Genomic DNA, 12,946 nt, shown 5'->3' on the forward strand with positions numbered 1-12,946 from the left:
ATCGACCCGGCCGCGCGCGATCGCCATGGAGCCCACCGCCTTTCGCCCTCCGAGCCCGACGTGTCGTTGCTGCCAGCCGCACCCCCGAGGTCGAGCAGGTGTGAGACAGGGGGATCATGATCCAGCCGAGGGCGCCGGTGCCCCATCCGCCTGGCGGTGGGAATTTCCCAATTCGGAAAACTTTTTGCAACACCCAGATGACTATGTGTCAGCGCCGCGGGATCGGAGGTCAATCTTTTTCGCGGGCTCTTGGATGGGATGTTCCGCCCAGAAGGTCGCGCTCTGTTGCGTGTGACACCTTCTCCGCCACGAGCTCGCTCGCCGTCGATCGGGCGGCATGGAGGTTCGAGCGGACCGCGCGCGGCGCGTGCTCCCGCCCTCCAGAGCCGCTTTCCGTCACGCAACGCGGTCGTCCCGATTCGCGCCATCTGGTAAATTTGGAGTCGAGATCGATTCTTGGCTCCCTTTTGGCTTTACGGAGGTTCCATGTCTTTGGGTTCCCGCGCACTCCCGCCCACGCTTGCCGCCCTCGGTGTCGCCGCCCTCGTCTCGCTGCCCGGCCAGGCGCGCGCCGACGATCCCTTTGCCATGTCGGTTGGGATCTCCGTGTCGGTCTCCTTCGGCCAGAAGCTCGCCTTCGGTCTTGGCGGCGACCTCCGCGCGACGTTCCTCATGGAGGGCAGCATGGCCGGAGTGTTCGATTCGGGTCGCATGGGATTCGGTCCGTTCGTGCAGGCGACATGGCTCGACTTCTCTGCCGGCCGCTTCGCGATCGGCAGCCATGGCGGCGGCGATACCTCGGGCAACTCCGACCAGGCCGTCGCCTGCAGCATCGACGGTGAGCTCGGCTGGACGTACCGCACCCGCATCAGCGACGAGTTCCCGGCGCAGCACGGGCTCCACGTCGGCGCGATGGCCAGCCTGTTCGAACCGGTAGTCGTCGATTTTTCAGCGCGCGCGGTCATTCCGCTGTCGGGCGAGCTGTTCGTCCCCGAGGGGATGTTTGGCATGGGTGTCCGCGCCAATCGGCCCTTCGGAGAGCGGTCCCATGCCGTCGACGGCCGGCCGCTGCGCACGGCCGACGGGGTGGTGCTCCCGCCGGTGCTCGGGCTGGGCCCTGCTGCATCGCGCCCGGCGCGGCTCGATCGCGCGACCCGGGCGGCGCTCGCGGGGGCATGGCTGGACTGCGCGCGGGCCGAGTGCGGATCCATCCCGGCGTTCGTCGCTCTCGCGCGGGACCTCATGGCGGTGGGCGCGCCCGCGTCGCTCGTGTCGCGGGCGCTCGCCGCGCTCGGCGATGAGGTCCGCCACACGGCGCGGTGCAGCGAGATCGCGAGCGAGCTCGCGGGGTGGCGCCTCAGGCCAGCGCTTCTCCCGCCTCCGGCGGCGCGCGACGCAGACCGCCAGGCGGCGCTCGTGCGGATGGCGCTCGAGGCGTGGCACGACGGCTGTCTTGGCGAGGGTACGGCGGCGGCCCGTGCGCGCCGGTCGCTCGCGGGGGCGAAGCACGCGGGCGTGCGCGCGACCCTCGGCGAGATCGCGCGCGACGAGGCGCTGCACGCCGAGCTCGGGTGGCGCGTGCTCGCCTACTGCCTGGCCGAGGGCGGGCGCGAGGTGCGCGAGGCGGTCGGCGACGCAATGACGGGGCCGGCGCCGGCGCCGCCGGCGGATGACGCCGAGGTCGAGGGCGAGCGGAAGGAGGTGCAGGCGTTCGGCCGGCTCCAGCGCGCGGAGGCCGACGCCGCCTGGGACGAGACGTGGGCGGCGGCGCGGCGCGACGGGGAACGGATGCTCGTCGCCGCGTGAGCGGCCGCGGCGGGCGCGCCCGGCGGCGAGGGCGCCTGAGGGAGAACCGCATCGGGTGGAATTTTCCACTTGCGCTGCTTGTGCACGCTTTCGTCTACTGGGACGATGCGCACGTGGACTCATCTCTCTTCAGTGCTGGTGATAACGATCCTCGCGGCCGTGCCGGGATGTGGAGATGACGGAGAGTCGTTCGAGGGCGTGGTCCTCGGCCTGATCGATCGGTATGTCACCGAGGGCGGCGAGATCACCGTGAGCCGAGATATGTCGGAGTACGCGTCCGTCGAGGCCCAGGTGATCGCCGCGGATGGCGCGGTGCAGACCTTCCAGGGCGCGCTGTCGGCCGACGGCTCGCGCTGGGAGCTCCCGGCGGTGCCCGAGGGCGAGTACTGGATCGTGACGACCACCGCGCCGGACGAGCGCGCGACGAACGCGCCGAAGAGCCGCGCGATGCTGCAGGCGACGGCGCGCACCGTCGATTTCGGTCGCGCGTACTCCGGGCGGCCCGACAACGGCAACGCGACGCAGGACACCGAGGCTGCGCTCACAGCGGACGGGCTCAAGCCCTGGCACCAGTTCAGCCGCGACGCGGAGGGCGCGTTGGTCCAGCCGCTCCAGGACAGGATCGAGCTCTACAGCTTCAATGTCGACGCGATGGCCTCGCTCGTCCCGGAGGAGGGGACGAAAGGCGCGCCGGCCGACCGGGACACGGCCTGCTCGGGCTGGGCGTTCAACTGGCGGAACAAGGTCTTCCCGGCGTCGCATGACGGCGGGCGGCCGCTGGTCGATGGTTCCAAGGGCGATGTCCTGCACGTCACCCAGCTCGTCGAGCACCAGGCGGGCTCGCCACCGGAGCAGGCGGACCCGCACGATCCCTGGTCCTCGTTCCCGTACGAGGCGGCGGAAGCGTCGTTCTCGACGCGGGAGGTGAACATGCAAGACGGGGAGGCGATCGCCTTCGGCGGCTCGTTCGCGCCGCTCGATCTGTCGACCTTCGCGGCCGACCTCCGGATATCGCGGTTCATCGCGCAGGTGACGGCGAACGCGCCGGCCGTCCTCTCGAGCACGGTCACCTCGATGGTGATGTACCAGGAGCCCGGCACCGGCGTGCCCCTCTATGGAAGCACACCCACGTTGTTCCAGGCGCAGGTCACGAGCGGCCAGGAGCCGGTCGACCCGACCTGCTTCTCGACGGACGACACGTGCGAAGCTGAGCTTTGCCCGGATGGGTGCAACGCTGCCTTGACGACGTTCCACCCCGGCGACCACGCGGCGACGTACCAGTATGGCAACCCGTACGCCGGGAGAGGCATGGAGCTGCTCGACGTGCGGGTGACGTTCCGCACGCGGGTGATGCATCCCGTCGATGAGGTCCAGGAGAGCCTGCGCGGCTTCGTTGCGGTCGTCACGAGCGCCGAGGACGCGAACGGCGCGGCGGTGGAGCCGCTGCTCGGCTTGCCGCGGGACCCGCGGATCGACGGCGTGAGCCTGCCAGTGGACACGGTGACCGAGGGCGCCGGCGCGACACCGACCATCACCTTCGAGCCGCCGGATCTGGGCGAGCCGGACGGATACCGCGTCGTCGTCTTCCTTTACGATGACGTCAAGGACGCGGACGGTGCGGTGCTGAGCCAGCGCACGAGCGTCCTCAGCGTCGACACCACGGCGACCACGGTCAAGGTGCCGGAGGGCGTGCTCGAGAGCGGGCGGTACTACAGCGTGCAGATCACCGCGTACCTGGGCGAGCACACGCGACAGGCGCCTTTCAAGTACCGAGGGGCGACGCTGGCCCAGGCACAGACGTACACGGGCATGTTCACGCCCTGAGGGCGGGGGCTCGCCAGCGCGCACCAGGCCCAGGCACCGGCGATCGTGCCCGGGTTGGGGCCACACGGTCCCGACGCCCTGCGGGCTGGCGCAGCGGCCAGCCATCCCCTGCGGATACGGCCACGCCGCGAAGGGCGCAGGCCGTCCCGTGGGGGCGAAACTTGCATCCCGCATGGCCTCGATGGATCGGAATCGACGTCACGCGAACGCGAGCGAGCTGAACAACCTGGTTCGGCGCAACATAGATACCCTGCTCGCCGTACGAGAGAAGATGGAACGTGGAAAGACCCATCGAGAGATGGTGGCAGACACGATCACCCGCTTCGCCGGGAGCATGACTTTCGTCTATATCCACGCTCTCCTGTTCGGCGGCTGGATCCTGTTGAACCTGGGCATCGTCCCCGGGATCAAGCCCTTCGACCCATTCCCGTTCGTGATGCTGGCGATGATCGCGTCGGTCGAGGCGATCTTCCTGTCGACCTTCGTGCTCATCAGCCAGAACCGGATGCAGGCGCTCGCGGACAAACGGGCTGATCTGGACCTTCAGATCAACCTCCTCGCCGAGCACGAGGTCACGCGCTTGATCGGCCTCGTGGACGACATCGCTCGTCATCTCGGTGTCACCAGCGGAGAGGACGCAAACCTGGACGAATTGAAGAAGGATGTCCGACCCGAAGAGGTCATCGAGGAGATCGAGCGGGCGGCGCGCGACAGGCCCGGCACCTGAGGCCGCCTGAGCGCGCGAGGCCAGCTGCGGCACCTGCGGGCTCGGCGCAGCTCAGCGCTTGCCCTTGGCGCCGCCTGCCTTTGCCCCGCCGCCGCTGCTCCCATGCGCGTTCGCCTTGCCGCCGCCGCCATGGTCCTTGTCATGGATCATGACCTTGGTGCCGCCGCTGCCATGGCCCTTGTCGTGGATCATGACCTTGGTGCCGCCGCCGCCATGATCCTTGTCGTGGATCATGACCTTGGTGCCGCCGCCGCCATGGTCCTTGTCATGGATCATGACCTTGACCTTGTCGCCGCCGCCATGGTCCTTGTCATGGATCATGACCTTGACCTTGTCGCCGCCGCGATCATGGTCATGCACCTTCACGTTCACGCCGGCGCGCGCGCCGGCGTGCAGGTCGATGTCAGGCCCATCAGTGAAGCTCTTCACGAGGATGTTGACCCGCGGGGCCCGCGCGGCCGTCGCGATCACGCGCACGCCGGGCCGGTAGCCCCAGAGCGCTACCCGCGTCGTGCCGTGGAATCCGAGCGCGACCGTCAGTCGGAACGGGTTCACCACCGCCGCGAGCTTGCCCACGAAGTAGAATCCAGCAGAAGCCGGCGCGAGGACCAGCACCTCGGGTCGCTCGGCCACGAGACCCAGCTTGAGCGTTCGCCCCTCGATGGCGACCGGCTTGAGGCGAGCATCGAGCACATAGACGCGCACCTCTCCCGTGGCCTCGTTCGCGACCATCTCGAGCCGGTCGTCGCCGACCACCTGGACGGAGCCGCCGTGGGGGCCCACCGTGACCTCGGACACCTTGCTCTCCGCGCTCACCCTGGCGCTCGCCACGAGCTCCGCCGTGCCGCCCGCGGGCACGTGCAGCACGCCGCTCCACGGCTTGCCCGAGACCGTGAGCGTGTAGCTGATCTCCGTCAGGTCCGCCTCCAGCTTCGGCCCCGCCGCGACAAGGAGTCCCGTCCTCGCGTCGATCGCGAGCGGGATGGTCCGCGCCTCTCCGGACGGCAGCTTCCAGACGAGCGTGCCGCCGACGTCCTCCTTGATGCGCACACCGGAGCTGGCGGTGATCGCTGCCTTCACCTGGCCGTCGCCGTCGATGCGCCAGGCGACATTCCCCTCGTCGTGCTCCTCGACCAGCGCCGCGGCGCCGAGCTCCTCGCTCAGGGCCATCTCCGCGCTGGCCGTCGCCGTGGCCTCGCCGCAGGCGGGCAGGAGCGCGAGCGTGAGAGCCACCAGCGCGATACGAGCCGTACGGATCATCGATTCCTCCGTTGCCATCCTGTGCCTCGCCGGCGAGTGCCGGCTCGGTCGTGGGATCCTCTCGACTTCCTGGAAGCAGTGCGCCCTCCGGGGCGCCGCGGCTCATCAATCTCGTGGTGGGGACGTGTGGGCACCTCCGGCGTATGTGGATCAGCGTCTCCAAGGAGGCGTTCCTGAGCTAGGCGCCGGGTCGGTGCACCGCCGGCCGCCCGGCGGCGCTGACGCGGCCGCGCCATCTTTCGCGACGCAGGGGGCCGAGTCTCAAGTGGATATTTTCGAAATCGTTAAAGTTATACCCGGGCACTCCTTCGTACCAGGGAAGTCCTTGGGCTTCTTCCTTCCCTGGCCCAAGGAGAGGGCGATGGCTCCTCCGGAGCTATTCCACCTGACCGTCATGGATTCCCGATTTTGTCTTGACGGCGAAGATCGCCCGCGGCACTTTGGTCTGACCAACGGACAACATGACCAGCGCCCCCCGCTTCCGGACGGTGTCCCGTCCGGCGATCTACGTCGACGTCGCCGACCAGATCCGCGACGCGATCCTCAATCGCTCGCTCTCGTCAGGCGAGCGCCTGCCGCCCGAGCGCGAGCTCGCTCAGCAGTTCGGGGTCAGCCGCGCGACGATCCGCGAGGCGCTCCGCCACCTCCAGGCGCAGGGGCTGCTCGCGTCGCGCGGCCGGACCTCGCCGATGCAGGCCGCGAGCCCTGACGCGGCCGTCGACCGCTTCTGCGAGGCGCTCACCCACGTTGTCCAGCTCCGGAATGTGTCGCTCCCGGACCTCATCGAGCTGCGCGTCGCCATCGAGACCGCCGCGATGACCCGCTCGGCGGCCGCGCCGGTCGCCGCTCACCTCGACGAGGCGCGCGCCGCGCTCGAGGAGATGGAGCGGGAGCAGATCTCGCCCACCGAGTTCCACGACGTCGATATCGCATTCCACGTCGCGCTGGTGGCGGCCTCTGGCAACCAGGCGCTCGCCCTCGTGATGGTCGCGGTCAAGGACAGCATCCGACTCCACCTCGAAGAGGCGCTGCAGGCGCGCTCGTTCGCGGCGATCCGCCCGCGGGTCGTCGCGGAGCACCGGGCGCTCCTGCGCGCGATCGAGCGCGGTAACGCGAAGTCGGCCGCGACGCTCCTCAGGGCGCACCTCTCGGAGTTCTACGGCACATGAACCCGCTCGACGAACTTGCCCTCATCCTGGGCGACGGCCTGGTGACGGATCGTGACATCATGGAGGGCTATCGCCGCGATCAGGCTCTCTGGGCGCCTGGCGGCTGGCCCGTCGCGGTGGCGCGGCCGGCCTCGACCGCCCAGGTGCAGGCGCTTGCTCAATGGGCGACCCGGCACCGCACCGCGCTGGTGCCGCGCGGCGCCGGGACCGGGGTGGCCGGCGGGGCGACCGCCACCGACGGCTGCGTGGTGCTGAGCTTCGAGCGCATGAACCGGATCCTCGCGATCGACGAGGCCTCGATGCTCGCAGTCGTCCAGCCGGGGGTGCTCAACGGCGAGCTCAAGGCCGCCGCGCACGAACGGGGGCTGTGGTACCCGCCCGATCCGTCGAGCTACGCCGTCTCGACCCTCGGCGGCAATGTCGCCACCAATGCCGGCGGCCTGTGCTGCGTGAAATACGGTGTCACGTCCGATTACGTGCTCGGCCTCGAGGCGGTCCTCGCCGACGGGACGCCGCTCCGCACGGGCGGCAGGAGCCGCAAGGACGTCGCTGGCTACGATCTGACTCGGCTCCTGGTCGGCTCCGAGGGCACCCTCGCGCTGATCACCGAGATCACGCTGCGCTTGCGGCGGCGGCCCCCGCCGGCGACCACGCTTGTCGCGACGTTCACCTCGCTCGAGGCCTCGGGCCGGGCGGTCGCAGCGATCGTCCGCTCGGTCGATGCGTCGATGCTCGAGATCATGGACCGCACGACCCTCCGCGCCGTCGAGCGCTTCCGCCCTCTCGGCCTCGACACCGAGGCTGCCGCGATGCTGATCGCGCAGAGCGACGCGCCCGGGTCCGCCGAGCTTTCCTGCATGCAGGCGGCCTGCGAGGCCGCCGGCGGGACGGTGATCGCCACCACCGAGGACGAGAGCGAGGGGCAGATGATGCTCACCGCGCGCCGCCTCGCGCTCACGGCGCTCGAGAAGCTCGGCACGGTGCTCGTCGACGACGTCGCCGTGCCGCTGCCGCAGCTGCCGGAGATGTTCCGTCGGATCGAGGCGATCGCCGCCGCGACGCAGACCACCATCGCGACGGTGGCGCACGCGGGCGACGGCAACCTTCACCCTCTTGTCGTGTTCGATGGAAACGACGCCGCGGCCGAGGCGCGCGCGGTCGCGGCCTTCAACGAGGTGATGGCGCAGGCGCTCGACCTAGGCGGCACGATCACCGGCGAGCACGGCGTCGGCACGCTCAAGCGCGGCCTCCTCACCCGCCAGCTCGGCGCGGCGTCGCTGGCGCTGCACCGCCGCATCAAGCACGCCTTCGACCCGGGCGGCCTCCTCAACCCCGGAAAGGTGATCGACAGCTGACGTGGCGTGACGTCCGCGCTGCGCGGCACCGTCTCGCGCGGCACCGCCTCGCGCGGCGCCGCCGCGATCAGAGCCCGGTGTAGATGGTGGCAAAGGAGGCCGCCTCGCCGCGGAGCAGCAGGCTGAGCCGCGGGTTCGGCACCTTGAAGGTGTGAATCTTGGCGTTCCGCACGTCGAGCACCGCGAAGGCGCCGCCCGGCGTGCTCTCCGCGAGCCCGTTCATCAGCAGGTTCAGCACCACCGAGACGCGCTTGGACGACAGCGGCTCGCCGCGGAAATACATCTTGATGACGTGGGGCGTCCCATCGATGACGAGCCCGAGCTCCGGATTGACGTTGATCTCGAGATCACCCAGGCGGTACGTCGACGCCGGCGGCTCGAACCACGTCATCTTCGCCGAGGCGAGGAACTTGCGATATCCATTCACGACCGACGGGTAGATGCGGCGGCGCCGCTCGTCGTGCTGCGCGGCGAGGAAGCCGTCGAGCACGCTGGTGGGCTTTCCGCTCCTGTGCATGTCAACGATCGCCTCTCGCACCTGCCTGTAAAAGTCCGTGTAGAGCTCGTCCTTCCGTTCCTTGAACTCCCTGACGCCGGTCAGCTTGGGCGTGCCGGCCTTGAGAACGAAGTCGACAAAGTACGTGAGCGAGATCTTTTCCATGAAATCTCCTGCAAAACGAAGCATTCGGGCGCGCCATCGACACGCGTCGTACGAGAGACACGCCGTCGCGCCGCGTCCTTGGTGTCTACCATGGATAGTCATCTTGGACCCGTCGGGAAAGGGATCGGTCGGACGGACATTGTCCCAACCTGTCGAGGGCGGACGGATGCGTCGCGGGTCGAAAAAGTATTGTAATTACAATTATTTACGTGGGTGATCGGGCGCGGCTCACCCGGCGCCGCGGGGCTCCTCCCGGCCGCGCGAGTGGCCATGACGAGAGGTGGCGCGCGCGGCGAAGGTAATCGACAGAATCCAGCTGTTGTCCAGGGGATCTCCTGTGGAGAACCCCTGTGGAGAACTGGAGAGGAGGGGGCGTGATCGAGGCGTGGACCCGGTCGGACATGGTCTGTCATAACCACGTGCTCCTTGGCGCTTGACGCTGCCCGCGGGCGGAGGATGGGGCCGGAACGCCCCCGGAGCGTCTGGACTTCCCGCCCCCTCACGATGTGTTTGGCCCTGCGCTGAGCCTGTGTTTCGCGGTCGACTCGGCACGCGCCTGGTCGCGCCGTCGCGACTGAAGGATTCCTGCTCCGCTCTCCCTCGCCTCGGGCATTCCGCTTGCGTGCGGCGGTCGGCCGGCCAGACTACGCCGCCGTGCTCGCCATCGAAGCGTCCTCCGTGAGGAAGGTCTACCGCGGCTTCTTCCGCCGGAGCGGCGGGCAGACGGCGCTCGCAGGCCTCGACCTCGCCATCCAGCGCGGCGCCGCGTTCGGGCTCATCGGCCTCAACGGCGCGGGCAAGACGACGTTCATCAAGACGCTGCTCGGCGTGGTGCGCCCGACGAGCGGCGCCGTGCGCGTGCTCGGCGGCGAGCCGGAGGACCCGGGCGTGCGCGCCAGGATCGGGTACCTGCCGGAGCGGCTCTTCTTGCCCAGCGCGTTCACGCCGCGGCAGTTCCTCGCGAGCGTCGCCCGCATGAAGGGCCTCTCGCCGGGCGAGGGCGCGCTGCGCGCGCTGGCCGAGAGGGTAGGGCTCGGGGCCGACTCGGATCGCAAGATCGGCGGGTTCTCGAAGGGGATGCGGCAGCGCCTCGGCCTCGCCGCGGCCTTGCTCGGGCAGCCGGAGCTCCTCGTGCTCGACGAGCCGACCGACGGCGTCGACCCGCTCGGCCGCGCCGAGATCCGCAGGATCCTGGGCGAAGAGCGCGCGCGGGGGGCGACCTTGTTCCTGAACTCGCACCTCCTGTCGGAGACCGAGCGCATCTGCGACCGCATCGGCATCCTCGCGGGCGGGCGGCTCGTGCGCGAGGGCGCGCTCGTCGAGCTGTGCGGCAGCGAGACGGCGTACCGCGTGCGGTTCGCGGACGGCGTCGACGCGGCGAGGGTCGCCGCGCTCGGGTTCCGTCATGTCGACGGGGAGGGCGGGTGGCGCCTGGAGGCCGAGAGCCCCGCGGCGCTCAACGAGGCGCTCGATCAGGCGCGGCGCGCCGGCGCCCTGCTCGTCGAGCTGTCGCGGGACCTGCGCGACCTGGAGGACGTGCTGGCGGAGGCGCTGGGCGCGGGCGGCGCTCGCGGAGGTGCGGCGTGAGGGCGGCGCTGAGCGTCGCCGGCGACCTCCTGCGCGAGGCCTCGTCGCGGAGGTGGTTCCTCGCCCTCGGGATCGGCGTCACGCTCGCGCTCGTGGTGATCGGGAGCGCGCTGCAGCTCGAGGTGGTGGACGGCGCGCTCGCGGCGACGCGGCTCTTCGGCAAGGAGGTCGGCCGCGGCGAGATCCGCTCGGTCGACGTCGCGCTCCGCTACGTGGGCCGCGCGCTGGCGTATGTGCTGTTTTACGGGGGGCTCGCGTTCGGGATCGTCTCCTGCGCCGATTTCGGCCCGAGCCTCCTGGCGCCGGGGCGCATCGAGCACCTGCTGTCGCTGCCCGTGCGGCGGTTCGAGCTCCTGCTCGGCACCTTCCTCGGCGTGCTCGCGCTCTCGCTCGTCAGCACGCTGTACGGCGCCGTCGGCATCACGGTCATCTTCGGGCTGAGGGCGGGCGTGTGGATGGCGAGCCCGATCGTGGCCGCGTTCCTCGCGAGCGCGACGTTCGCCGGCATCTACGGGGCGATGCTCACGACCGCGGTGATGGTGCGGAGCGCCGCGCTGTCCGCGGCGGTAGGGATCGCCCTGTTCTTCCTCGGCATCATCGCGGGGTACCGCGAGCAGCTCGACTCGTTCTTCGAGCCCGGCCTGGCCCGCTGGGCCTTCCGCGCGGCGACGCTCGCGCTTCCGCGGGTGTCGGCGCTCGCCGACGCGTCCGCGGATATCGCGGTGGCGACGGCGATCAAGGGGGATGTGCTCGCCAGCCAGGTGGCAGGGCTGCTCATCTTCGGCCTGGCCGCGCTCGCGGTGGGCATCCACGTGTTCGAAGAGAAGGATTTCTAGGGTGAAGCGGCGATGCTCGACGAGGCGGTGAGCGATCGGAACCGGCAGCTCCGCGGCGCCTGGGCGGGGGTGACGACGCGATGAGACCGATGAAGAAGCGGGGCGTGTGGCTCGCGGCGGCGATGGTCCTGCTCGCGCTCGCCGCGTGGCTGATGTCGCGTGGGGACAAGGAGAAGCCCACGGTCCGGCCCCGGAAGATCGAGTTTCCGCGCTACCCGAAGCCGGCAGAGGTGGAGCGCGCCAGCCGTCGCCGCACGCTGCCGCCGCTGTCTGCCCCGCCGCCCGGCGTCGAAGCGCCGCAATGGAAGCGCGACCCGGTGCTCGCCGCCCTGCCTGCAGATCCGAAGCGCTCGGCCATGGTGTTCGAGATCGAGGCGCTCAAAGAGTCGCCGATCATGCAGATCTGGCTCGATTGCATGCTGGCGCGCGGCGACGAGCGCGCCGGCGTCGCGCGCTTGAAGGACCGATACGGGATCGATGTGCTGGAAGACGTGGAGCGCGTCGCCACGTCGAGCACGGGGCTCATGGTGCTCCAGGGGTCGTTCGAGGGCGCAAAGTTCGAGCGCGAGCGATGGACCACGAGGACGTACGGGGAGAAAGGCATCCTTTACGAAGAAAAGGACACGGGCAGGGTCGTCGCGACGTGGGGGCCTGACGTCCTGCTCGTGGACCCGCGCGCCGAGGCCGGCCTCGTCGAGGATGCGATCGATCGGCTCGAATCGACCGATCCCGCGCAGGGATCCATCCTCCAGGAACACCAGGCCTACAGCGACGTTTATGGAGTGCTCTCGCCCGACGATCTCTCGAGGATGCTGCCGTCGGACCAGGACAATCTCGCCGAGCGGATCCGAGAGACCGTCGAGCGGGTGGAGATCCACGTCGACGCCTCGGAGGATGTCGCCGTCGTCGCCGAGGTCGCCGGGCCCGCTGGCCAGGAGATGGAGGACCTGTCGAAGCTGTTCGGCGCCGCGCTCTCCATGGGGCGGCTCAACGCGAAGCGCGAAGACAACGACGAGCTCGCCGAGCTGCTCGACCACGCGAAGGTTGAGACGCAGACGCGGCGCCCTCCCTGGGCGAGCAAGCCGGAGGAGCAGCGCTTCTCGGTCGACGTGGCGCTGCCCGTCGAGCTGCTGAAGAACCTCGGCCCGTGTCGTCGAGACCGGCGCGATCCGGAGCGCGACGGCGAGGCCGAGCCAGCGCCACAGCGGTGACGAACGCAACGCCCTGCGCGCCGCTCGTCCTTGGGCGATACCCTATCAGGGCCAGGATGGCCCTGGCGACGTGGTATCAGAGCGGCTGATACAGCTGGATCAGGTTCCCGCAGGTGTCCGAGAACACCGCGATCATGACCGGGCCCATCGGCGTGGGCTCCTGGGTGAACGCGACCTGGCGCTCCTTGAGGCGAGCGAACTCGGCCTTGAGGTCCGACACCTCGAACGCGGTGAGCGGGATGTTCTGCGCGAACATCGCTTGTTGAAATGTCTTCGCCGCCGGGTTGGCGTTCGGCTCCAGGACGAGCTCCAGGTCGTCGGGGCCCTCCGGCGAGACAACGGTGATCCACCGGTACTCCCCGACCGGGAAATCGCTCTTCTTCTTGAAGCCGAGCACCTCCGTGTAGAACTTGAGCGCGCGTGTCTGGTCCTCGACCATGATGCTGTTGAGCTTGATCCTCATCGATCGCCTCGCTGAGCTGACGGTTCGGGCCGACTCTGCCAGGGCCG

The 12,946-nt window shown here is 69.7% G+C and carries 11 protein-coding genes; 8 read left to right on the plus strand and 3 right to left on the minus strand.

Annotation, left to right across the window (positions count from 1 at the left end; genetic code table 11):
• Positions 1–588 precede the first annotated feature (588 nt).
• From WMF19_RS04135 to WMF19_RS04145, 3 genes are all read left to right on the plus strand, one after another.
• The gene (locus WMF19_RS04135; RefSeq protein WP_437897887.1) at positions 589–1,806 is read left to right on the plus strand and encodes a hypothetical protein; all 1,218 of its coding nucleotides are present in this window, start codon (positions 589–591) and stop codon (positions 1,804–1,806) included.
• A 159-nt stretch (positions 1,807–1,965) separates the two neighbouring features.
• Complete coding sequence (locus WMF19_RS04140; RefSeq protein WP_437897888.1) at positions 1,966–3,630, plus strand: hypothetical protein; 1,665 nt, start codon at positions 1,966–1,968, stop codon at positions 3,628–3,630.
• 271 nt (positions 3,631–3,901) lie between these two features.
• Positions 3,902–4,357 carry a DUF1003 domain-containing protein gene (locus tag WMF19_RS04145; RefSeq protein ID WP_437897889.1) on the plus strand — a complete coding sequence of 152 codons (456 nt, stop codon included), beginning with the start codon at positions 3,902–3,904 and terminating at the stop codon, positions 4,355–4,357.
• A gap of 51 nt (positions 4,358–4,408) precedes the next feature.
• Here WMF19_RS04145 and WMF19_RS04150 read toward each other — a convergent pair whose 3' ends face one another.
• The gene (locus tag WMF19_RS04150; protein ID WP_437897890.1) at positions 4,409–5,617 is read right to left on the minus strand and encodes a hypothetical protein; all 1,209 of its coding nucleotides are present in this window, start codon (positions 5,615–5,617) and stop codon (positions 4,409–4,411) included.
• Positions 5,618–6,078: 461 nt separating this feature from the next.
• On the opposite strand from WMF19_RS04150, the gene WMF19_RS04155 reads away from it, so the two are divergent.
• Together WMF19_RS04155 and WMF19_RS04160 are read left to right on the plus strand one after the other, a co-directional pair.
• Positions 6,079–6,786: a FadR/GntR family transcriptional regulator gene (locus WMF19_RS04155; RefSeq protein WP_437897891.1), complete on the plus strand. Its 708-nt coding sequence runs from the start codon at positions 6,079–6,081 to the stop codon at positions 6,784–6,786.
• Complete coding sequence (locus tag WMF19_RS04160; protein WP_437897892.1) at positions 6,783–8,141, plus strand: FAD-binding oxidoreductase; 1,359 nt, start codon at positions 6,783–6,785, stop codon at positions 8,139–8,141. Before WMF19_RS04155 ends, WMF19_RS04160 begins: the two co-directional genes overlap by 4 nt.
• 67 nt (positions 8,142–8,208) lie before the next feature.
• Here the strand turns inward: WMF19_RS04160 and WMF19_RS04165 are convergent, their stop codons facing one another.
• Positions 8,209–8,802, minus strand: coding sequence for a hypothetical protein (locus tag WMF19_RS04165; RefSeq protein WP_044963911.1), 594 nt, complete (start codon positions 8,800–8,802; stop codon positions 8,209–8,211).
• A 678-nt stretch (positions 8,803–9,480) separates the two neighbouring features.
• Between WMF19_RS04165 and WMF19_RS04170 the strand changes: the two genes are divergently transcribed.
• The 3 genes from WMF19_RS04170 (at position 9,481) to WMF19_RS04180 (ending at position 12,436) form a co-directional block, all read left to right on the plus strand.
• Positions 9,481–10,389, plus strand: a complete 909-nt coding sequence (locus tag WMF19_RS04170) for an ABC transporter ATP-binding protein (RefSeq protein WP_437897893.1) — start codon at positions 9,481–9,483, stop codon at positions 10,387–10,389.
• Positions 10,386–11,225, plus strand: coding sequence for a hypothetical protein (locus WMF19_RS04175; protein ID WP_437897894.1), 840 nt, complete (start codon positions 10,386–10,388; stop codon positions 11,223–11,225). The genes WMF19_RS04170 and WMF19_RS04175 overlap by 4 nt, the downstream gene beginning before the upstream one ends.
• A gap of 89 nt (positions 11,226–11,314) precedes the next feature.
• A complete protein-coding gene (locus WMF19_RS04180) occupies positions 11,315–12,436 on the plus strand; it encodes a hypothetical protein (protein WP_437897895.1) in 1,122 nt (373 codons plus the stop codon).
• Between the two features lie 76 nt (positions 12,437–12,512).
• Here the strand turns inward: WMF19_RS04180 and WMF19_RS04185 are convergent, their stop codons facing one another.
• On the minus strand, positions 12,513–12,899 hold the full coding sequence (locus WMF19_RS04185; protein WP_437327574.1) for a VOC family protein: 387 nt from the start codon (positions 12,897–12,899) through the stop codon (positions 12,513–12,515).
• Positions 12,900–12,946 lie beyond the last annotated feature (47 nt).

This window comes from Sorangium sp. So ce124 (assembly GCF_051525235.1).
Lineage (GTDB): Bacteria > Myxococcota_A > Polyangia > Polyangiales > Polyangiaceae > Sorangium > Sorangium atrum.